Annotated in this window: 13 protein-coding genes; all 13 read left to right on the plus strand. The window is 36.3% G+C overall.

Going from position 1 to position 23,888, the window contains the following annotated elements; translation table 11 throughout:
• The first annotated feature begins 5 nt into the window (after positions 1-5).
• Positions 6-2,006, plus strand: a complete 2,001-nt coding sequence (locus AC0UBM_RS14415) for a glycoside hydrolase family 97 protein (protein ID WP_475689079.1) — start codon at positions 6-8, stop codon at positions 2,004-2,006.
• Positions 2,007-2,018: 12 nt separating this feature from the next.
• On the plus strand, positions 2,019-3,701 hold the full coding sequence (locus AC0UBM_RS14420) for a sulfatase family protein (protein WP_475689080.1): 1,683 nt from the start codon (positions 2,019-2,021) through the stop codon (positions 3,699-3,701).
• A gap of 23 nt (positions 3,702-3,724) precedes the next feature.
• A complete protein-coding gene (locus tag AC0UBM_RS14425; protein WP_475689081.1) occupies positions 3,725-6,397 on the plus strand; it encodes an endo-acting ulvan lysase-like protein in 2,673 nt (890 codons plus the stop codon).
• A gap of 1 nt (position 6,398) precedes the next feature.
• Positions 6,399-9,212, plus strand: a complete 2,814-nt coding sequence (locus AC0UBM_RS14430) for a heparinase II/III domain-containing protein (RefSeq protein WP_475689082.1) — start codon at positions 6,399-6,401, stop codon at positions 9,210-9,212.
• Positions 9,213-9,226: 14 nt separating this feature from the next.
• On the plus strand, positions 9,227-9,544 hold the full coding sequence (locus tag AC0UBM_RS14435; RefSeq protein WP_475689083.1) for a hypothetical protein: 318 nt from the start codon (positions 9,227-9,229) through the stop codon (positions 9,542-9,544).
• Between the two features lie 15 nt (positions 9,545-9,559).
• Positions 9,560-11,923, plus strand: a complete 2,364-nt coding sequence (locus AC0UBM_RS14440) for a right-handed parallel beta-helix repeat-containing protein (protein ID WP_475689084.1) — start codon at positions 9,560-9,562, stop codon at positions 11,921-11,923.
• Positions 11,924-11,949: 26 nt separating this feature from the next.
• Entirely contained in the window at positions 11,950-13,317 is a 1,368-nt protein-coding gene (locus tag AC0UBM_RS14445; RefSeq protein WP_475689085.1) for an alpha-L-fucosidase, read from the plus strand.
• Positions 13,318-13,492: 175 nt separating this feature from the next.
• The gene (locus AC0UBM_RS14450; RefSeq protein ID WP_475689086.1) at positions 13,493-14,443 is read left to right on the plus strand and encodes an SGNH/GDSL hydrolase family protein; all 951 of its coding nucleotides are present in this window, start codon (positions 13,493-13,495) and stop codon (positions 14,441-14,443) included.
• Positions 14,444-14,806: 363 nt separating this feature from the next.
• A complete protein-coding gene (locus AC0UBM_RS14455) occupies positions 14,807-17,359 on the plus strand; it encodes a beta-glucosidase (RefSeq protein WP_475689087.1) in 2,553 nt (850 codons plus the stop codon).
• Between the two features lie 288 nt (positions 17,360-17,647).
• A complete protein-coding gene (locus AC0UBM_RS14460; protein ID WP_475689088.1) occupies positions 17,648-18,589 on the plus strand; it encodes an alpha/beta hydrolase fold domain-containing protein in 942 nt (313 codons plus the stop codon).
• 431 nt (positions 18,590-19,020) lie between these two features.
• Positions 19,021-20,010 carry a Kelch repeat-containing protein gene (locus tag AC0UBM_RS14465; RefSeq protein ID WP_475689089.1) on the plus strand — a complete coding sequence of 330 codons (990 nt, stop codon included), beginning with the start codon at positions 19,021-19,023 and terminating at the stop codon, positions 20,008-20,010.
• A gap of 38 nt (positions 20,011-20,048) precedes the next feature.
• Positions 20,049-22,013 carry a hypothetical protein gene (locus AC0UBM_RS14470; protein ID WP_475689090.1) on the plus strand — a complete coding sequence of 655 codons (1,965 nt, stop codon included), beginning with the start codon at positions 20,049-20,051 and terminating at the stop codon, positions 22,011-22,013.
• Positions 22,014-22,039: 26 nt separating this feature from the next.
• On the plus strand, positions 22,040-23,887 hold the full coding sequence (locus AC0UBM_RS14475) for an arylsulfatase (RefSeq protein WP_475689091.1): 1,848 nt from the start codon (positions 22,040-22,042) through the stop codon (positions 23,885-23,887).
• Position 23,888: the final 1 nt, after the last annotated feature.

Raw genomic sequence — 23,888 nt, forward strand, 5'->3', positions numbered from 1 at the left:
AGTACATGGATAAAAAACTAATACATAATATAAGCTATTGCTTCTTGTTTGTTGTAATGAGCGGATTGTTGTATTCATGCGATAATTCTAAAACAAGTATTAAAGTGACGTCTCCAGATGACACTAAAAAAATGGTGTTTCTTGAAGGAGAAAATAACAACAATGTCTCTTTTTCTGTATTTTATAATCAGAACCAAGTCATTCAAAGTTCGGTATTAGAATTAATGTCTGAAGAATTAAATTTCACAGGAACTATTACGGTTGAGAACATTGAAACATCTTCAGTAAATACAACGTGGACCTCTAGATTTAATGAGTTGAGTATCATTCCAGACCATTACAATCAGATAAAAATATATTTAAAACAAGGCGATGCTAAATTTAATATCATTGCCAGAGCTTATAATGAAGGTGTCGCTTTTGCTTACGAAATTCCTGAACAAGGAGACCTTACCGAAATTGGTTTAAATGAAAATATCCATTATAATTTTGATAAAGATTATGAAGTCTGGTCTACACCAAAACGTGAAAAAGGCGTTTTAACGGCTCAAGGGGAATATAGAAAAATTCCAATTTCAGCCTTACAAGAAGGTGCCGAACGTCCGTTAGTAATTGAGATAAACGATACGGTTAAAATTGCATTAGCAGAAGCCCGTTTGGTAGATTATGCACGAATGAGTTTTAATAAAGGCACAACATCGCCGTATAGTATTGTATCCACCCTAGATGGTAAAATGGGAGAACAAAAACAAGATACCATTACAGGAGCTGTTATTTCCGAACGTAAAAATGATGGAGCTAAAGTGCATAAAACCTTACCTTTTCAATCGCCTTGGCGTGTGGTTATGATGGGGAACAGTCATGGCGAGTTATTAGAACATAATTATTTAATTCAGAATTTAAATCCGCCATCAGAAATAGCAGACGATTCATGGATAACACCAGGAAAAGTACTTCGCGAAACTACTTTAACAACGCAAGGCGGTATGGCTGCTATCGATTTTGTAGCAAGTCATAATATGCAATATGTGCATTTCGATGCCGGTTGGTACGGTAATGAAATGGATAATGCCTCTGATGCTACAACCATTACTCTAGATCCAAAACGTTCTAAAGGTCCATTTGATATTGAAGCCATTACAAAGTATGCTAAAGAAAAAGGGGTGAAGGTCATGTTATATGTCAACCGTCGTGCTTTAGAAAATAAATTAGACGTCGTTCTACCGGTATTAAAAAAATGGGGTGTTTCTGGCATAAAATACGGCTTTGTTCGTGTGGGTGACCAAGATGCGACCGCATGGATGCATGAAGCCGTTAAAAAGGCAGCAGAATACGAAATGGTTTTAGATATACATGATGAATACAGACCGACAGGATTCTCTAGAACATATCCTAACTTGTTAACTCAAGAAGGGATTCGTGGCGATGAGGAAACAGTACCAAACGCACATACTTTAATTACCATGTTTACAAGAAGTTTAGCGGGCGCGGCCGATAATACGGTCTGTTATTATAACACACGAGTAGATAAAATGGGGTCTCACGCTTCGCAATTGGCAAAAACGGTTTGTATTTTTAGTCCGCTACAGTTTTTATACTGGTACGATAAAGCGCCATTAGCACCAATTAAGGACGACGGGCTTTGGGGCGATACGCGTACTATTGGTAACGAACCAGAATTAGAATTTTTTAATGCCGTATCAACCACTTGGGACGAAACTAAAGTGTTACGTGCAGAAATAGGAGAATTAGGAATTATAGCACGTAGAAAAGGCAACGATTGGTTTATTGGAGGTATTAATGGTGTCGCGCCAAATGATGTGACGCTCGATTTTGAATTCCTAGAAGAAGGAGCGTCATACACAGCTAAAGTGTATACAGACGATGAGAACGTAGACACAAGAACCCAAGTTAAAATTGAAGAGATTACTATTTCAAGAGATTCAAAATTAGACATTAACATAGACAGTAATAGCGGTTTTGTTATACACATTACTAAAGAATAAAAGCAAGAGAACATGAAAAATAAAGTTGGCATTTTAAAATATGTTGTAGTTTGCCTGTGTTTGGGCATCGTAGGATGTAAATCTAAAGAGGAGCAACAACCAGAGGTGAAAAAGGAAATAAAGACACTTCCTAAAGAGCGTCCGAATATTATTTTTATGATGTCCGACGATCATGCCTATCAGGCCATTAGTGCATATAGCGATCATTTAATTCAAACTCCAAATATAGATCGTATTGCAGACGAAGGGATTTTATTTACCAATGCAAGTGTTACCAATTCTATTTGTGCACCGTCTAGAGCAACCATTTTAACAGGAAAACACACGCATATTCATGGGAAAGTGGATAATGTTTTTCCGTTTGATGAATCTCAAATGACGTTCCCTCAATTACTTCAAGAGGCCGGTTACCAAACAGCGATGTTCGGAAAATTACACTTCGGAAACAATCCTAAGGGGATAGACGAATTTAAAATTCTTCCAGGTCAAGGACAGTATTACAATCCAGATTTTAATACCAACGATGGAAAAATTACCGTAGAAGGTTATGTAACCGATATTATTATGGACATGACTTTAGATTGGTTACAAAACAGACGCGACGAAAATAAACCGTTTATGTTATTTTCTATGCAAAAAGCGCCACACAGAGAGTGGTTGCCGGCGCCACGTCATTTTAAAGAATATACAAAAAAGACATTTGTAGAGCCAGAAACCTTATTTGATGATTATGAAGGCCGTGGTACTGCAGCAAAAACTGCAGAAATGAATTTGTTAACACACATGAACTGGGCAGGAGATTCTAAACTGTATCCAGAAATGATGAAAGAATTAGGTATTAAAGATGTGTCGGGTTGGGATTTAGAAGCTTTTGAACGTGAAGTTGGACGTATGAATCCGGAGCAACGTGCCGTATGGGATTCTGTGTACAAACCATTGATGGAAGATTTCAAAGCAGAATATGCAAACATGAATGAAACCGAGTTGATGAAATGGCGTTACCAACGCTATATGCAAGATTATTTAGGTTGTATTGCTTCTGTAGATGAAAATGTGGGACGTTTATTAGATTATTTAGATGAAACCGGATTACATGAAAATACCATTATTGTGTATACGTCAGATCAAGGGTTTTATTTAGGAGAACACGGTTGGTTCGATAAGCGTTTCGTTTACGACGAATCTTTTAAAACACCATTACTTATTAAATGGCCAAATGTGATTACTCCAGGAACGACCAATACCGAAATGGTTCAGAATTTAGATTTTGCTCAAACTATTTTAGAAGCAGCACAGGTTGAAGCACCTTCAGATATGCAAGGGGAAAGTTTAATTCCATTGTTATTAGGAAACGATCAAGAATGGACTAGAGATGCGGTATACTACCATTATTACGAATATCCAGGAATTCATATGGTAAAAAGACATTATGCTATTATTACCCAAGAATATAAGTTGATTCATTTTTACTACGATGTAGACGAATGGGAATTATACGACCGTAAAAAAGATCCGAACGAAATGAAGAATGTTGTAGACGATCCTGCGTACGCCGATGTGGTTGTAAAACTTAAAAAACAATTGGCAGATCTTAGAGCACAATACGGAGACAGTTCGGAATTAGATCAGAAAATATTACAGAAATATTTGGAAGCGAAAAACAATCCAGATATAGAAACTGTACCCTTACATTAAATCGATAAATAAAAAATAATTTCATGAGATTTTCAATCTTATTAACCTTAGCTATAACCTTCTGTTTTAATACAGTAACAGTGCAATCGCAACAAGCGACGGAACATCCACGTTTGTTTGCAAAGACTAGTGATAGAACTGCTTTAAAGCAGAAAATAGAAACAGAAGATTGGGCAAAGGCATCGTTTAATACGCTTGTCGAGGAGATTACGCCATATGTAGATCGTCACACTACAGATCCAGAATGGATTGTATCGCGATTGGCGATGTACTGGAAAGATGGAGAGCGCTATACACAATGTTATATTAAAGGGCAAGATTGGGATTATGGTGAAGGAAATGCGCCTATGCCAACCGTTCGTTTACCGGGTATGCGTAAATGGAACGATTATGTAAATGTGCCTTTAGAGGACAGAATTCCTTATAACGAATCGGGAGATATGTTAGGGATTAGTCGTTCTAAAGCCGATAAAACACCTGTGAAAATTCCGTACAAAGAGACGGGACATATGATTCGTGCCAATAATATGGAAATATTAAAACTGGCAGAAAAATCAGCTTTCGCGTATTATATGACGCAAGATGAGAAGTATGCTAAATTTTCGGCCGATATATATTGGACCTGGATTTTAGGAACGTATTATATGAATCCGCCTTTAGATCCCGAACAATCAACTAAAGGTCCTGGTGGTTACGAGCAAGGCGGAATTATGGGATATTACGATTATGAAGTGATTCACGACGATAGGCAAATTCCTATGGCGGCGACCTACGATTTTCTTTACGATTACTTAAAAGCGAATCCACATAAACATTTAAAGGAAATTAATAAAACCACTGTCGATGTGTCGAGTGAAGTGTTTAAACGCTTTATAGAAATTGGATTGGTTCGTGGTGGTAAAAAAGGAAACTGGAATGTAAACCGTTATAAAAACATCATAGGAAGTATGTTGGTTTTAGAGTCTAACGATTTTTATGACGATGGTAAAGGTCGTGAATATTACATTCCGTTTTACACAGAAAAATCGGGTGAGCATTATGCAGGTTTACCAGAAATAATGGCAAATTATGATACCGCAACAGGCTTATGGCCAGAATCACCAGGCTATGCGTCGGGAATGATTCCTACAGTATTAGAAATGGGATTACAATTGTATAAATCTGGTGTGAATACCTTAGCCGGAAATCCTATTATTGAAAAAGCAGCATTAGCGAATTTAGGTTGGTTAGATGCCCGTGGGAATTTAGTGGTGTTTGGAGATATGCGTGGTGGTGCTTTTAACATGTCGGCTTTCGAATCTTTATTAACCTATTCGACTTGGAAAGGCGATACCCAAACGGCGAAAACCATGGCTACAGTCATCAAGAAAAACATAGAAAACGGACAGTACGACAGAAATAAATCCAACTGGCAAGATATTATATTTAATCAGGCTCTACCAGAATCGGGTAGTGAATTGCCATATCACAGATCGGCGTATTCAAAATTTCATAGACATATGATTTTAAGAAATGGAAACGACGAAGACAACGGCTTAATGTTCACATTATATGGCGGACGCTATCAGTCGCATTTAGCCGAAAACGGATTAGCCATGCAATTTTATGGTAAAGGTTGGGCTCTTGCGCCAGATGCTTCGGCTTACGAATCGTATTGGTCGCCAGATGCAGGATATCATCGAGGAATCACAGGTTCTAACACCATAGTTCCAGGATATAAAAAAGGCGAGATTACTATAAATGCCATGGATCCTAAAACAGAAGAAGATGGTTTTTATAATACCGAAGTCATTTCTGAACAGGTATCTTTTACAGATGTTTCAGCAGACGAAAAACGTCGTGTTGTGGCTATGATTCGCACTTCAAAAACTACGGGGTATTATGTAGATGTGTTTAGATCAGATCAAGATAACAACGATTATATTCATCATAATTTAGGTCACCAAGTTAGACTTACAAATGCAGAACAGAAACCGTTAGAGGTGAAATCTGTAAGTGATTTAGGCGCTGAATACGATAAGAATTATAGTTTCTTTAAAAATCAAAGAAAGATTAAGTATACATCAGATTTTAATGCGACTTGGGACATTAATACGGTATCTCCAGAACTGCATGTAAATATGTGGATGCAAGGGCAAGATAACCGTGAGCTGTATGTGGTAGATGCGCCACCAACCACGTTACGTGAAGATATTACACCTGGACAAATCAATAAAAGTCCACAGACTACACCAACGCTAATTGTACGTCAGAATGGAATAAATGCTAAAAGTCACCCGTTTGTTTCAGTGTTTGAATCGTTCGAAACTGGACAAAAATCAATTCAGAATATATCTAAAGTGGGGCAGTTTGTTGATTTAGCGGCTTTGAAAATCGAATCGAAAAACAGTACACAAATTATCTGTAGCTCTATAGATTCGAATAAAGCCTTCAAGCCTACAAAAGAGATGATATTTAAAGGAACCTTTGGAGTGGCTTCAGAAAAAGATGGAACATTTGAGTATTTATATTTAGGTAAAGGATCTCAAATTCAGTTTGGCGATTATAAAATAGAAGCTATCAAAGGTGCTGTTACAGCAACGGTGTCGGTTAAGAATGGCAAATATTTCTATTCTTCTGATAAACCGATATCAATTCAGCTTAAAAAAGGAAAGGTGAAAACTTATCCTGCAGGCTATAATATCGAGATAAAATAGAATGATGACAAAGCGTTTTTTACATATTAAACCAGTTTTAATTGGTCTGTTTTTGGCTATGCTGTACAGCTCTGCTGTAAGTTTTGCACAAGAATCGATGCACCCAAGAATTTATACGTCTGGTGAATCGAAATCAGATTTCTTAAAGCGTGTTAAGCAAGAAGACTGGAAGCAAAGTTTAATAGATAAGAAAATTGAAAATCTAGAGCCATATTTAGAATATGTTAAGAATGATCCGACGTGGCTAGTGTCTAGGTTACAAATGAATTGGAATACAAAGCATGATAAGGTGTTTTTAAAAGGAGGAAATTTTGATCATTCCGAAGGTCGTGCTCCTGTGCCAACGGTTCGTTTTTCGGGAACTCGAGATTGGGCTACAGCATATGTCGCTCCCAAAATAGAAGATGTAGAACCTTATTTTGATGATGTGCGTGGCTATTATGTTGCACATAAAAAAACGAAGAAAAAAGAGTGGGTACATCCTTCAAAAATCGGACATGCTATTGAAGGAATTAATCGTAAAATCATGGCACTTGTAGAAGATGCTGCCTTTTTATATTGGGTTACTGGAGATCAGAAATATGCAACGTTTGCAAAACCGGTTTACGAAACTTATATCGAGGGAATGTATTACCGCGATGCACCAATAGATCTAGAAAATGGAAAGCAACAGCGTCTTTCAGGATTGGCAACTTTTGAGGTGATTCATGAAAAAATATTGATAAGCTTATTAACCACGTACGATTTCTTATACGATTATTTTGAGTCTGAAAATGTGAACTTAGAACACAGTGTGGCAGTATTTCAAAAATGGGGAGATCAAATCATAAAAAATGGTGTTCCAGATAATAATTGGAATCTGTTTCAAGCGCGATTTTTAACTTATGTCGCTGTAGTGCTTGACGCTAATGCATCGTATAAAAATGGTAAAGGACGCGAATACTTCTTAGATTTAACGTTTAATACCTCTACAGATAGACAATTGTCTATTAACGAATCATTACTGGTGTACGACCAAGACACGGGAATATGGCCAGAAAGTGCTTCGTATTCTATACACGTTATTACTACCTTATTAGAAATTGTAACACTACTAGATAATACTACAAACAATAACGAATTATCTAACTTTCCAATTATTGAAAAGGCGGCGTTGGCATCGTTTCAATATTTATTTCCTAGCGGTTATTCAATTGGTTTTGGAGATTCTAACCATAAACCATTACCGCCAGAAAATTTTGAATTGCTAATCGCAAATTATAGAAAATATAAAGATTCGGAAAAAGAAGCTATTATTTCTGGTTTGTTGGAGCAGATGATTGCTAAAGACGAGTATAAAAGACATGCCAGCGATTTATTTGAATTATTCTTTTATGTCGATAAATTAAAAACCTCAGAAACGGCTTCAAACGGATTGGAACAGTTAACATCGCCAACATTCTATGCCTCAAATGTTAGCTTATTTAATCAAAGATTGGGTTCGGGAGATAGCGCCATGATGGTTTCCACGTTTGGATCGTACGGAAATCACGCACATGCCAATGGTGTAGCTATAGAATTATTTGCAAACAACTATGTGCTAGGACCAGATATGGGAAAAGGGTCGAGTTATTGGCATGAAAACCATAACGAGTATTATTCAAAGTTTCCGGCTCATAATACGGTGGTTGTTAATGGTGTTTCAGACTATAATGCAATGCGTAGTTATCATCCATTTACGTTAGAGAACAGTTTCCCTCAAGTAGGAATTACGCCTACATTTAAAAAGTTAACCTTCTCTAAAGTTTCTTTCTTTGAACCTGAAGCAAAAGCCAATCAGCAACGATTTACCGCGCTTATAAAATCTAAATCAGAACAAGGGTATATTGTAGATGTGTTTAGATCTAAAACTCAAAAGACAGGGACGCAACGCCACGATTATTTTTATCATAATTTAGGTCAATCTTTATCGCTTTTCGATACAAATGCTAAAGCTCTTATTCTAAAAGAGACAGAAGATTTTGGTAGTAAACACGGCGATATTAAAGGTTACGACTATTTAACAGAGAAGAAGAAAGTTAAAACGCCTGCAGATGTTCAAGCCGTATTTAGATTAAAGAGTAAGGATAAGGCAGATAATATAATGAAGCTTTGGATAAAAGGAAGTGAATATCAAAGCATCTATACAGCCTTGGCTCCAAAATCAAATTTATTAAGTAAAGGCACTGCTCCGATCGAAGTTATAGACAACCCTATGCAAACCTTAATAGTGAAACGAGAAGCAGCCGCTTGGGACAATCCGTTTGCGGTAGTTTTTAATCCGTACTTCGATGGTGAGGAGAATCCGATTGCTAATGTGACTTATTCATCTTTAAAGGACAATCCAAGTACTCAGGTTATAGACGTGTTATTAAGTGATAGTAAAACAACCGATAAAATTGTTTTAAATACTTCAGAAGATGATGTAATTGAAACAGCTAACCTATACCAAAAAGGATTACTATCGGTAACCCGTACACCAAAGAATAATGCAGACTTGGAGTATGTTTTTATTTCTGGAATGTATCGATTCAAACAATTTGGATGGGAAATTATTGCTTCGGGGGCTCCCGTAACAGTTTCTGTAGAACGTATTGGTGACACCTTTACAATAGAGACGGATGGAGCCATTCTAATTAGAGCACCATTTGTGGACGGTAAAAAAACTGCAGTATTAAAAGTTTATGAAGAAAAGAAATTAAAGCACTCTAGAGAAGGTCAAGTTGGACGATTCAATTCTGAACAATTAGAATTTAGATTAGAAAAAGCATATAATAAAGTCGAAATCGTATATTGATAGAATTTACAGAAATGATTATATATATAGCCATACTAGTTTTATTTTTCTTTCCTATTATAGGTGCCTATGGCCATGTCTATATGGTAGGGTCAAAGCATTATTCAATAGATTACAATTCCATATATGCAATATATAGCAAGGGAGATTTTAGAGTGCAAGCAAAATTTGAGTGCGGTGAATGCATTCAAATGAAGACCTTAAAGTTTTGTAATTCAAATTTAAATAATGCTAAAGGTCAACGTTATGGTGGTTTTAATAAAGACGGAAAGAATAGTTGTGATGCCGGTTTATTTTTAGAATCTCAGGGCTACTTAAAACGAAATCAATAATTTAAAAATATATTTATGAAGAATCTTTTGTTAATTTTTATGCTTGCTGTTGTAGTGGCCTCGTGTGGTTCTAACGCGGATAAAGTCATTACAATATTTGTATCTCATTCAGGTACGGCACAAGCCAATGGAACAGAAAAAGAACCTTTTGCTCATTTAGAAGATGCGGTTAAACATGCTGTAGAATTAAGAGCAGAGGATCAGAATTCTTCTATAGAAATTAATGTGCTTCCTGGGGACTATTATCTAGAGCACGCTATACATATTACGCCTGCTTTAAACGGACTAACAATTAAAGGAGCTGGCGCAGACCAGGTGCGTATAAAAGGTTCAGAAGTTTTAGATTTAAATTGGGATTCGTTTAATGAAAATATATTTGTGACAACGGTAGATGAAAATTTAGATTTTGATCAGTTAATAGTAAACGGTACACCACAAATTCTTGCGCGTTATCCTAATTATGATGAATCTTCTCAATATTGGCAAGGTTCTGCTCCCGATGCAATTTCCAAAGAGCGTATTGCAACATGGAAAAAACCTGAGGGTGCTTATTTTCATGCATTGCATGGCGGAAAATGGGGTGGTTTTCATTTTGAAATCACAGGAGTCAATGAAGATGGAACAGCAATCTTAGAAGGTGGGCAACAAAATAACAGAGGTTCTAAGCCACACGAAGAATTTCGTATGGTAGAAAATGTGTTTGAAGAATTGGATAATCCGGGGGAATGGTTTTTAGATACGGATGCGCATAAATTATATTATTGGCCAGCAGATTCAATAACATTACAGACCTCTAAAATTGAAGTCGCAGTTCTTAAAGATTTAATTCAAGTGATTGGAACTTTAGACAATCCTGTAAAAGATATTACCATAAGCGGAATGACGTTCCAACACACCAAACGTACATTTATGGAAGAGTTCGAACCTTTATTAAGAAGCGATTGGTCTATTTATAGAGGCGGCGTTTTGTATTTTGAAGGTACCGAAAACTGTCTGGTTAAAGACAATGAGTTTACTAATTTGGGCGGAAACGTTATTATGGTAAGCAAGTATAATAAAGGTTTAAATGTAACGGGTAATCATATATATGAAAACGGTGCAAGTGCCGTGTCTTTTATTGGAGATCCTTCAGCGGTACGTTCTCCCTCATTTAATTATGGGCAATTTGTTCCGTTTTCAGAAATGGATACGATTGCAGGTCCTAAAAATGAATTATACCCGAGAGATTGTGTTGTAGAAGATAATTTAATCCACAGAATTGGCCGTATTGAAAAGCAAACAGCAGGTGTAGAAATCGCTATGGCGATGGATATTACAGTGAGACATAACAGTATTTACGATGTGCCAAGAGCAGGAATAAATATTGGAGATGGTACTTGGGGCGGACATATTTTAGAATTTAACGACGTGTTTAATACGGTTTTAGAAACTCACGATCATGGATCGTTTAATTCTTGGGGACGAGATCGTTTTTGGCATCCAAAACGTCAGATTATGGATAGTTTAACTACGGCGCATCCAGAGATGTATACTTGGGATGCTGTAAAAACCACAATCATTAGAAATAACCGTTTTCGTTGCGATCATGGTTGGGATATCGATTTGGACGACGGTTCATCAAATTATCACATTTACGATAATTTAATGCTGAATAACGGACTTAAATTACGTGAAGGTTTTAATCGTGTTGCCGAAAATAATATCATAGTAAATAATTCTTTACATCCACATGTGTGGTTTGCAAACAGCCAAGATGTATTTAAACACAATATAGTTGCAGATGCTTATCAAGATGTTGGTTTACAAGGCTGGGGGAAAGAATTAGATTATAATTTATTTCCTAATGAAGTCACGATGATGAAGTCTCAAATTTACGACAGAGATTTAAATAGTACTTTTGGAGATCCTAAATTTAAGGATCCAGCAAATTTAGATTTTAGCGTTGCAGACGATTCTCCTGCTTTAAAAATAGGCTTCAAAAATTTTTCAATGGATCAGTTTGGCGTTCAAAAAGAAAGCTTTAAAAAGCGAGCTAAAACTCCAGAGGTTCCGGTCTTGAAAGATCCATCAGAAAAGGAAAGTAGTCCCATTGTAGCTTGGTTACGTAATAATATTAAAAGTGTAGAATCTCCTCAAGAACAATCGGCTTACGGATTAAATTCTGCAGAAGGTGTTATCGTGTTAAGAATCTGGAATGCAAGTCCTGCTGTTAAAAACGACGGGATTAAAAAAGGAGATGTCATTCTTCAAGCAGATGGAAAACCAGTGAAGAATATTCAAGATTTTTTCAAAATAAATGTAGAAAATACTACAGATGAAATGGAACTTGTAATTATGAGAAACCAGTCTGAAAAGACAATCAATATAAAAACAAATTAATTAACTTAAAATAATAAAAAATGAAAATGAAAACGTTAAGGAACATGTGCTTACTGGTGGTAATCGTCATGTTAAACATGGGGCCAGTTTTGGCACAAGCAAGCTCGAAGAAGAAGTTGTCGGACGACGAGCGTATGGAATGGTGGAGAGATTCTAAATTTGGAATGTTTATCCACTGGGGAGCTTACTCTATTATTGGTGGAGAACGCGGTACTAAAATCGCTGGAGGTGGTGCCGAATGGGCCATGGATAAGCTTGACTACACTATTGAAGAGTATGAAAAATATCCTGAAATGTTCAACCCACAGTTGTTCGATGCAGATGCATGGGTAACCATGGCGAAAAATGCTGGGATGAAATATATTGTTTTAACTTCTAAGCATCATGAAGGGTTTGCGTTATGGGATTCAAAAGTATCAGATTACGATGTCATGGACACCGCGCCATTTAAGCGTGATATTGTAAAAGAATTAGCCGAAGCTTGTAAAAAACAAGGCATTAAATTTTGTTTATACTATTCTATAGTAGATTGGCATCACCCACAAGCACAGGGTAATTTATATCCAAATTACAACATTTCTCAGCATGATGATCCGTCTGTTGTAAACCCAGAATTTCCAAAGTATTACGAAAATTATATGAAGCCTCAAGTGGGCGAATTATTGAAAAATTACGGTGATATTGGAGTAGTTTGGTTTGATGGAGATTGGATTTCAGATTATACTACAGAAATGGGGAAAGATCTTTACAAATACATTCGTGACATTCAACCAAATACTATTGTAAATAACAGAGTAGATAAAGGGCGAACTGGTATGGATGGAATGAACAATAAACCTGGTCAGTTTGCAGGAGATTTCGGTACACCAGAGCAAGAAATTCCAGATACAGGAATCGATACAGATTGGGAAGCGTGTATGACTATGAATGGTACTTGGGGTTATAAACCTTCAGACGTGAATTGGAAAAGTAGTGAAGATTTAATTGAAAAATTAGTCGACATCGTATCTAAAGGAGGAAACTTCTTATTAAACATAGGACCTGATGGTTTCGGAAGATTTCCAGCAGAAAGTATTCGTCGTTTAGAAGCTATGGGGCAGTGGACTAAGAAAAATGGTGAAGCGATTTATGGCGCAACTGCAAGTCCTTACGAAAAACCAAAATGGGGACGTTATACTCAAAAAGATGGTGTCATTTATGCTCATGTTTTCGATTGGCCAGAAGATGGACTTTTAAAACTAAATAAAGACATTAAAGTTAAAAGAGCAACTTTGTTAACAGATCCTAAGACAGAATTAAATGCACTAGGAACATCTCGCGAATTATTAATCGATGTGCCTCAGTTAGCACCAGATACAACTGTTTCTGTTGTTAAAATAGAGTTGGCTAAATAAAAAGTTAAGTCGAATTAAATGTATAAAAGAGGCAAGCAACGTTTTAGGTGTTTGCCTGTTTTAATTACAATACAATTGTATAATTAAAATATGCTGTTGTAATCTTTAATCAATATAGCATGACAGCGTATAACGAACGATTTGGATATACAATCAAATCAATAAAAACAAAAAGATGAATATTTATAAAAGCATGTTTAGTATAATACTAGCATTTTTTCTGCATGTTGGTATTGGGTTTTCTCAAACAATTCCTTACGAAAAACCAGAATGGGGAGCCTACACAGTGGGTGAAGAAGGGTTTTTATTGGCTCACATTTTTAACTGGCCAGAAGATGGTAAATTGGTTTTAGATAGAGCGATTAAACCAAGAGAAGCAAGGTTGCTTTCTAATCCAGATAAAAAAGTAAAAATAAAGTTAGTTGATGGTAAATTAACGGCCTTTTTACCAGAAAAAGCTCAAGAAAGCCAAGTTTCAGTTTTAAAAATACAATTAATACCTACAGAAGATTGGGCAAATCTAGCTCGTTATAGCCAAGCGAATGCCGAATTAAAAGCACCGAGTAAAAAAGAAAATAGAGTGGTGTTTATCGGGAACTCCATAACCGATAATTGGACGCGTGATCATGGGGTGTTTTTCGAAGAAAATCCATCTTTTGTGAATAGAGGAATTAGCGGACAAACTAGTGCGCAAATGCTATTACGTTTTAGACCAGATGTAATCGAATTACAACCAAAGGTAGTTGTGATTTCTGCTGGAACAAACGACATTGCCGGAAACAGAGGGTATATTGACATAGACCGTATTGCTGGAAATATATATTCTATGGCAGAATTAGCTAAAGCAAATAATATTGAAGTCATATTGGCATCGGTGCTTCCTGCGAGTAGTTATTCTTGGAGTCCATCAATTGAACCTGCAGATAAAATTATCGAGCTGAATACACTTTTGAAAGCGTATGCTAAGAAAAATAAGATAATTTATTTAGATTATTATACCCCAATGGTTAATGACGATAAAGGTTTGATAAAAGAATTGGGAAGAGATACTGTTCACCCAAATGTAGAGGGCTATCTTATTATGGAGCCTATGGTGAAATCTGCAATATCTAAAGCATTAAAATAGTTTATCACATTTTATTAATTCCTAGCCTCATCGTTGCTTTTCTTAAGTAGTTATGAGGCTTTTTTATATAAATATTTTTTTGTCTTCTTATAAAACGTTTTAAGTATTACACACTCCAAAATAGACCATAATTTATAGTTCTTGAATGATGAATGATATACTTTTTAGTCTAAAATTTATAGTATTGTGTATGTCATTAATATAGGATTGAAGCGCTAATTTATAGGTTGGTCTTAATACTTAAAAATAGATTCAATTATTAAAGATTCAATGAAAAGCCTTTAAAAAACGAAATCACGTGAATTTACGTTTTTAATGTAGTGCTTTACAAGTATAGTAATGTGATAGATAAATAAAGAAGTTATGAAAAAATACATGCTATTAGTCGCTTGTTGTGTTTCAATGCTCTTAGCGAAAACAAGTGTAGCACAAGATCGCACAGCACTTCATAAGCGTGCAACTAAGCAAGCAAAAGACCTGATAAAAAAAATGACTTTAGAAGAAAAAGTCAGGTTAATAGAAATGACGAATTTACCTATAGAGCGTTTAGATATTCCTGGACACCACTGGTGGAATGAAGCATTGCATGGCGTAGCACGTCGGGGAGAAGCTACTCAGTTTCCTGTGCCATTGTCTATGGCTTCTGGTTGGAATCCGTCATTAATTAAAGACATGACAACCGCTATTAGTGATGAAGCTCGTGCATTAAATAATGCCGATTCTGCCGAGGATAAAGCAAAACGATATCACGGTTTAACCTTATGGAGTCCTGTTATAAATATGGCGCGTGATCCACGATGGGGACGTACAGAAGAAACCTATGGTGAAGATCCCTTCTTAACCACCGAGCTTGCATCTGCTTTTGTAAACGGATTGCAAGGAGATGATTCCAATTATTTAAAGACTGTAGCGACTATAAAACACTTTGTAGTAAATAATACAGAACATAATCGCTTGCATGTGCGTCCAGATGTATCAGAGCGTGCATTACGAGAATATTATTTTCCAGCCTATCGGGATGTGATTGCTCGCGAAGATGTAGAATCCATCATGACGGCGTATAATGGTTTAAACGGCATTCCGTGTTCTGCAAATAAGTGGTTGTTAACCGATATTTTGCGGGACGAATGGGGCTTTAACGGGACTGTGGTAACCGATGTTGGAGTACCAGGACACTTGGTAGAGCAACATAAGTATGCTAAAAATGGACCAGAAGCTGCTATGATGATGATTACCGCTGGTGTAGATATGTATTCTGGATCGGACAGAGCTAGAGAAGTTAATGAGAGAGAATGGTCTAAGCAAGCGGTTCAACAAGGTTTAATGAAAGAATCGGATTTAGATCAAGCAATTATTCGTAGTCTAGCTACGCGTATTAAATTAGGACTTTTACGTTCAGATGAAGATAATCCGTATACTAAAATATCAACAGATGTAGTTGGTTCAAAAAATCATTTAGCTATTGCTCGACAAATTGCACGAGAGGGTGCTGTGTTACTGCAAAATAAAAACAATGTGCTTCCTGCAACTCCAGAAAAATATAAATCTATTCTTTTTGCCGGACCTTATGTTAACGATGCGCCTTTTGGAGCTTACAGCGGAAATGCCGCAGGTGTAGCAGTAACACCCATGTTTGGTATGCAAGAAATTGCAGGAAACCAATTCGAAATTAAAAGTCAGTTAGGCGGGAAGTGGTTATTCATTCCAGAAGGTAATTTAAACGTTCCAGGAAAGCCAGGGACTAAAGGTGTAACAGGAGAATATTTTGCAGGGACTAAACTCGAAGGTCATCCTATTTCGGTGAGAACAGATCGTGGTTTCGATTTGGATTTACCAAAACCATTAGCGCATATAGATCCTGAAATTCCACAGCCTACGTTTTCGGCACGTTGGACAGCAGAATTAACTCCTAATCGTACCGGACTTCATTATTTTTCTATGACAGCTTTAAGTGGTGCACGAGTGTGGATTAACGATGAAAAAGTATTAGATAATTGGCATAGCAAAGCATCAGATAACGAAGAATCTCAAGGGGTTTTTCTAGAAGCTGGCAAAGTAGTAAATTTAAAAGTAGAATATTATAATGAAGAAGCTGAGCCCGCTCGTGCATTATTAAAATGGGTGGAACCCCAAGAGGTTGTTGCTGTAGAGCATCCAGAAGATAAATTGCTAATATACGTGGGTGGACTTACATGGAGAATGTCTAAAGAATCTCATGATCGCATGAATTCTATTTTGCCAGAAGATCAGATGGAAGAAATTAAAGCACTGGCGTCTATATATCCCAACATGTTAGTGGTGGTTAATGGCGGAACTGTAATGCAGTTGTCTGAACTAAATGACATTGTGCCATCTATTCTGTTACAATGGTTTCCAGGGCAAGAAGGTGGTTATGCTTTAGCAGAGTTAATTACCGGTAAAGTTAGTCCTTCAGGACATCTTCCGCTTACATTTTATACCGATCCTGAGAAATTACCAGATTTTGAAGATTACGAAATCAGTAAAGGACGAACATACATGTATATGAAAGATAATGTGACCTATCCATTTGGGTACGGATTAAGCTACACGTCGTTTGAGTATTCAGGATTGAAAATTACTCAGAATAAAAAAGAAGTCACGGCTGTTTTAGATGTGAAAAACTCAGGTGTTATGGATGGCGATGATGTGATTCAACTATACGTTACCAACTTAGATTCTAAAGTATATCAGCCAATTCGTCAATTAAAAGCATTTAAAAGAGTTTCTATTTCAAAAGGTGACACGGAGCAAGTAGAGTTACATTTTTCTATAAACGATATGCAGTGGTGGGATGTAAATAAACAAAAATATGTAGTAAATCCTGGGCGATACGAAATTCAGATTGGGAAGTCTTCATCTGAAATAGTACAGAAACAGATTATAATCGTAAAATAAATTAAAAAAAAGATTCAACTAATCATTTATTTAACTTAATAAAGTTTGGTTGCAACAGTGTAGTAAATCAAGTAATTAAATGCGTGTGAATTAATATGTGAAATATAAAACATCATAGTTTATAGATATTGAACTATGGTTTAGAACACATATCAATTTAAAAAAATAATATTGTATTTATCAATTGGGATATGCAATGTAGTTTTTTTGAGTATATCTTTAATTGAAGTTTTAAAATTCTAAAAGAGGGTTTTAAAAAATAATCTATGTATTAATATAATTTATATCATGAATTTAACACGACATGCGACCTCATTATGGTTTTTTTCTTTTCTGTTTTTAGTATCTAGTTTAACACTAGTTTACGCGCAAAAAGCATCGGATTATGGTTTTATCAAAGGGACTAATTTTCAAGAAGATGTCGTTTATAAAACTGTAGATGGAAAGGATTTAGTGATGGATGTTTTTTTTCCAGATGCCGATAAATTAAAAGCGGAAAATCCATGGATGGTTTTTGTTCATGGTGGTGGATGGGCTGGCGGACATATGGATAATATTTATAGGACTGCCTTCGTTGGAACATTAAAAAAACTTGTTGAAAACGGTGTTATATGTGTCACAATAGATTACAGATTAGCGAAAGCTCCTGTTACCTCGTTCGAATCTGCTATAGATTGTAAAGATGCGGCTAGATTTCTTTTAAAACATGCCGAAGATTTTAAATTAGACAAGGAGAATTATGGCGTTTGGGGAGGCTCGGCTGGCGGACATCTGAGTTTAGTCACGGCTTTAGTACCCGATGATTATTTTCCAGGAGATAAAGAATTAGCTCAGATTCATCCAAAATATAAATGTGTGGTTTCCTACTATCCGTTTACGTCTTGTTTAAATCCAGATTTGCGTCCCAATTCGGTTTTTGCAGACAGCACACTTTTTGAGCGTCTTTTAGGTGGCACTCTAGAAGAAAAACCGGAACTCGCACGATTATTAAGTCCGACAGAATTTTTAAACTCAGATAGTTTACCAGTTTTATTGGTACATGGCGACAGCGATAAAACGCTTCCTATTATAAATTCTCAATATATGGTTGAGGTAGCAAAAGAGAAAGATGCCGATGTAGAATTGCTTACTGTGGTAAATGGAGGTCATAGCTTTTCTGGAGACATTTCGCCCTCACAAGAAGAAATAGATGAGTATACGACCCAATTTATACTGTCTCATTTAAAATGATGATTTTGTAATTAATTAGTCAAATTTTAATTTGGATTCTAGATTTTACATGATCGGTTAACACCGTTTTGAACGAATAATAATATATCGTCGCGTTGTGCTTTATAATATTAATTAAGAAGACTTGAGTCATAGCATATCGAGGGATAAAACTTTTAATTGCAGGGGGAGTAAGGTTTAAAGGTCATAGTTTATAAAAATTGAACCATGAGTTATACTTAAATTGAATTAAAAAAAATAACATTGTAGATGCATTGTATGTGGTCTTCAATGTTATTTTTTTGATTTAAAAAGGATCCAAATTAATAAGCGTGTTAATTATGTTTATAAAAATCTAGATGAGTTTTTTTACTTGAATTGCTTTTTAGTAAGCGCTTAAAAGCTTAATTAATTCAAGTCTATTTCATTCAAAACACTAAAAAGTTAAGTAAATGCGAATATCATATCTTATTATATTATGTCTGTTTCTAGGATTAAATACTCAGGTAAATGCGCAAGATATTCAGGATTATTCTTGGAAGACATTAAGTTGTACCGGCGAACCTGTAGCACGACATGAAGCCGCTTTTGTAGAAGCAGATGGTTTGTTTTATTTGTTAGGCGGACGTCGTATTCAAGAGGTTTCAATTTTTAATCCCAAAACAAAAACGTGGACTTCGGGTGCTAAACCGCCAATAGAATTGCATCACTTTCAAGGTGTAACCTATAAAGGAAATATTTATGTAGCAGGGGCACACACCGGACCTTATCCACATGAAACCCCCGTTAAAGATGTGTATATGTACAGTCCAAAAACAGATTCTTGGTCTATCGCTTTTAAAATGCCAAATAACCGACTTAGAGCTTCAACAACCGCAAGTGTGTATAACGATAAACTGTATATCGCTGGCGGAATAATAGACGGACATTGGGATGGCCATGTCACGTGGTTTGATAGTTACGATTTTAAAACGGGACAATGGAACGTACTGCCGGATGCACCTCGCGCTAGAGATCACGCTTCGTCTGCAGTGACTAACGGTAAATTATATATGCTAGGAGGTCGCGTATCTTCAGGAAAAATTAAAAAAGTTTTTGAACTGACAATTGGTGAAGTCGATGTATTCGATTTTAAAACGAATATGTGGCATACTTTAAAAAAAAACGTGCCAACAGAACGTGCAGGAGTCACAGCAATAGCGGTTAAAGATAAAATTCTGTTTGCTGGAGGAGAAAGTGCAAGTCAAAAAGAAGCGCACAACAAAGTTGAATGTTTAGATACAAAAACAGAAACATGGAGTGCTTGGCCTAGTATGCCAGAAGGCAGACATGGAACGCAATTAATATGGTATAAAAAGAAACTGTATATCGCTTCGGGTTGTGGTAAACGAGGAGGAAATCCGGAGTTGTCTACTATCTTAAGTTTCAGTAAAGAAGATTAGGTTTAACATATTAACTGCGTTATATAATAAAATATATTATGAATATTAGTAATAACTTAAAATCCTCTGTATCACTTTTCGTGATTACACTATTTGTAATGAGTACTGTTGTTGTGAGTTGCAATTCAAAACCAGAATCGAATAACTTAGACATTTCGGAATTTTTAAAACACGGCAGAACCGATACGATTTACCCTTCAGCAAAACAAATGGAAATGCTTAAAGCAATTATTCCAGAAACAACATATAAAGCGGCGCCTTCAATTTCCGATAGAACCTACTGGGATGCAATTGCTACTACAAAATCTGGTCAGGAGTATTTAAATGATGCCGAAGCGTTAATAGATAAACAACCAGAAGTGCCAATAAGTGATAGTATTTATCGCTTGGCAAATAAAGACGGCAATAGAAAGATTTACAAGCCGAGATATTACCGTACCATGGAACATTTAGAACATTATATTTTAGCTGAATGTCTAGAGAATAAAGGGCGTTTTCTACCGCAAATTAACACGTATATGCAAGCCATTATGGATATGAAATCGTGGTTGCATCCTAATCACGACGATAAAGATAATGGTGTTTTAGAAGGTAGACGCGTCTCTATAGACTTGGGCGCTCGTAAATTCGGAATGGTGTTAGCATTAGGAGAATCACTTTTGGGCGATTCACTTTCGGAAACAATGCGGACAGATATTCAGGAGCAGTTGCAATGGCGAATTACCGATAATTATTTAAAAAGTTGTGAAATTGCAGACGAAAACAACCGTTGGATAGATGGGACTAGCAATTGGAATTCTGTGTGTACAAGTGGTACTTTATTTGTAACTCTTACCAATTCTAGAAGTCACGAAGAGCGTATTGCTGCTGTAGGTTCTGCAATAAACAGCATGAAACATTATGTTAGTGGTTTTGGAGAAGATGGTTATTGCTCGGAGGGATTAGGGTACTGGGGATATGGATTTAATCACTATCTCTATTTAGCGCAAATGGTATATGATTATACCGGTGGAAAAATTGATTTATTTAAAGGCGAAAATCCTCAAAAATTAAAAAATGTAGGAAACTTTCCTGAACAATTCGAAATTCAGAATGGTACCTGTGCACCGTTTGCCGATGGTGTATCGCATACGTCTAGTAAAGGAAGTAATTTTGCCGAAGTTTTATCCGCTGCTTATTATGGCGCTATAAAACCATCAGAAATTAGATTTGAAGAGGCTGTAGAACAGATTATCGCTTGGGATCATCCAGAAATGTTTACCCCTAATACAACTCTAAACTCATCTTCAGAATTAGCAGATCATACGTATTTCGACGATTTTGGAATGGTAATATCTAGAGGTAAACAAGAAGTGCCGTTTTCCATTGCTGTAAAGGCAGGGCATAACGCCGAGAATCATAACCATAGTGATGTAGGTACCTATATTATTGTTTTAAATGACGAATTAATTTCGGGCGATATTGGAGCACCATCGTATATGGCAGGTTCGTTTTCTCCAGATAATAAAGCGCGAAGCTCTTGGGGGCATCCGGTTCCGAAAATTAATAATACCTTACAGTCTAATGGAAAATCATTTAAAGGGATAATCACCGATACTAGTTTTTCTTCGGAAGAAGATAAGGTGGTTATGGATATAAAACCAGCTTACGATTTACCTGTGTTGGATGTGCTAACACGTACTATCACTAATATTAAGACTGGAAACGGAAGCATTAGTATTACAGACCATTTTGAGGCCTCAGAAAACATAGATTTTGGATCGGCAATCATGACGTTTGCCAATTATGAAATTTTAGATGCTAACACTGTGATGCTTATTGGGAAAACTGAAAAGGTAAAAGTTGAAATTTCTAGCTCTGTAGGGCAAGTTGAAATTCATCCAGAACCCGTTCCTGTAGAGCATTTAAGAGAAGGCGAAGGCGCAAAAAGAATAGGAATTGAATTTAAAAACTCAATAAATTCCGGCGATCTAACTATAAAATACATACCCTTTTACAACTAAAAACAAACTAATCTAAATTAATAAAAATGAAATCTTACACATTCTACATCGGATTATTAGTGAGCGCGTTGTGTTTTACTTCGTGCAAAACTGATGATAAAAAGATAGTTGAAAAGACTGAAATCAATTCAGAAAAACCAAATGTGATTTTAATTTTGGTGGACGATCAAGGTTATGGAGATATTGGCGCTTTAGGAAACCCATATATAAAAACACCGCATATTGATGCTTTGCACGCAAGTAGTGCTCGATTTACAGATTATCATGTAAATCCAACTTGTGCGCCTACACGTGCGGCATTATTAACGGGACATAATGCAAACAGAGCAGGCGTTTGGCACACAGTAAATGGGCGTTCTATACTCTTAGAGCGTGAAACTACGGTGGCAACAATTATGAAAGAAAATGGTTATGCTACTGGACTCTTTGGAAAATGGCATTTGGGAGATAATTATCCATCACGACCACAAGACAAAGGTTTTGAAGAAGTTGTTAGTTTTGGCGGTGGGGGTATCGAGCAAACTATGGATTATTGGGATAACGATTACTTTGACGATACCTATCACAGAAATGGTGAATTAGAACAATTTGAAGGATTTTGTACAGATATTTGGTTCGACGAAGCCATTAATTTTATGGAAGTTAACAAAGCTAAAAACAAGCCATTCTTCTGTTACTTGCCTACAAATGCCGCTCACACACCATATTTTGTAGACGATAAATATTCCGATCCTTATAAAGATAATGAGAACATTCCAAGTGCGGCCTTTTATGGCTTAATCGCTAATGTGGATGAAAATATAGGAAAGCTTACTGAGTATTTAAACACAAGCGGATTAATAGATAATACCATTTTAATTTTTATGACTGATAACGGAACGTCTGCAGGAGCAAAAATTCCAAAGACAGACGATAGATTAGATGGTTTTGTTACCAAAGGATTTAATGCCGGTATGCGCGGAATTAAAGCTAGTAAATATGAAGGCGGTCATCGTGTTCCTTTATTTATCCATTGGAAAAATGGAGGCATAACAGTAGGGAAAGATATCGATGCCTTAACAGCGCATTATGATGTGGTACCAACCTTAGTAGATTTATGTAATTTAGATGTAAAAGATGATATTAAATTTGACGGACAAAGTTTAAAACCGCTAATAGAAGGAGATGATACGGACTTTAAAGAGCGTATTGTAATTACAAATTCTCAACGTATCGATGTGCCAGAACCTTGGAGAAGAACGTCTCTAATGCAAGGTAAGTGGCGCGTTATAGATGGTACAGAGTTATACGATCTAAAAACCGACCCAGAACAACGTAATAATATAGCCGATCTGCATCCAGAAAAAATGGCCGAACTTAAAGACGCCTACGATGCATGGTGGGCAGATTTATTACCAGGATATAGCGATTTACCGCGTATTTATATAGGGCATGAAGCAGAGAATCCTGCAACATTATTTTGTCACGATTGGCATACCGAAAAAGCAGCGAGCCCATGGCACCAAAGACATATTAGAGAAGGATATATGGATAATGGATATTGGTTAATTAAAGTTGCGGAAGCTGGAACTTATAATTTAAAATTACGTCGTTGGCCAAAAGAAACTAAGCTAGCACTAGGAGCAGAGGCGGCTATACGTCCAGAACTTCCAGGTACTAGTGTAAGTGCATCTAAAAAAGGAAAAGCCTTGAGTATTAAAAATGCTCGAATTAAAATTCAAGATATTGAAGATGAGAAAGCCGTGGATGACACTCAGGAATATGTTGAGTTTACAGTCGATTTAAAAGCGGGAGATTCTCAACTTCAAACATGGTTTACCTTAGATAATAATGAGGAATTAGGGGCTTATTATGTTACTGCAGAAAAACTTTAAA

Source organism: Formosa sp. F44 (genome assembly GCF_056238645.1).

Excerpts from the sequence above, each read along its gene's own strand:
- AC0UBM_RS14415 (WP_475689079.1), top strand. The coding sequence starts at position 6 with ATGGATAAAAAACTAATACATAATATAAGCTATTGCTTCTTGTTTGTT.
- AC0UBM_RS14420 (WP_475689080.1), top strand. The coding sequence starts at position 2,019 with ATGAAAAATAAAGTTGGCATTTTAAAATATGTTGTAGTTTGCCTGTGT.
- AC0UBM_RS14425 (WP_475689081.1), top strand. The coding sequence starts at position 3,725 with ATGAGATTTTCAATCTTATTAACCTTAGCTATAACCTTCTGTTTTAAT.
- AC0UBM_RS14430 (WP_475689082.1), top strand. The coding sequence starts at position 6,399 with ATGATGACAAAGCGTTTTTTACATATTAAACCAGTTTTAATTGGTCTG.
- AC0UBM_RS14435 (WP_475689083.1), top strand. The coding sequence starts at position 9,227 with ATGATTATATATATAGCCATACTAGTTTTATTTTTCTTTCCTATTATA.
- AC0UBM_RS14440 (WP_475689084.1), top strand. The coding sequence starts at position 9,560 with ATGAAGAATCTTTTGTTAATTTTTATGCTTGCTGTTGTAGTGGCCTCG.
- AC0UBM_RS14445 (WP_475689085.1), top strand. The coding sequence starts at position 11,950 with ATGAAAACGTTAAGGAACATGTGCTTACTGGTGGTAATCGTCATGTTA.
- AC0UBM_RS14450 (WP_475689086.1), top strand. The coding sequence starts at position 13,493 with ATGAATATTTATAAAAGCATGTTTAGTATAATACTAGCATTTTTTCTG.
- AC0UBM_RS14455 (WP_475689087.1), top strand. The coding sequence starts at position 14,807 with ATGAAAAAATACATGCTATTAGTCGCTTGTTGTGTTTCAATGCTCTTA.
- AC0UBM_RS14460 (WP_475689088.1), top strand. The coding sequence starts at position 17,648 with ATGAATTTAACACGACATGCGACCTCATTATGGTTTTTTTCTTTTCTG.
- AC0UBM_RS14465 (WP_475689089.1), top strand. The coding sequence starts at position 19,021 with ATGCGAATATCATATCTTATTATATTATGTCTGTTTCTAGGATTAAAT.
- AC0UBM_RS14470 (WP_475689090.1), top strand. The coding sequence starts at position 20,049 with ATGAATATTAGTAATAACTTAAAATCCTCTGTATCACTTTTCGTGATT.
- AC0UBM_RS14475 (WP_475689091.1), top strand. The coding sequence starts at position 22,040 with ATGAAATCTTACACATTCTACATCGGATTATTAGTGAGCGCGTTGTGT.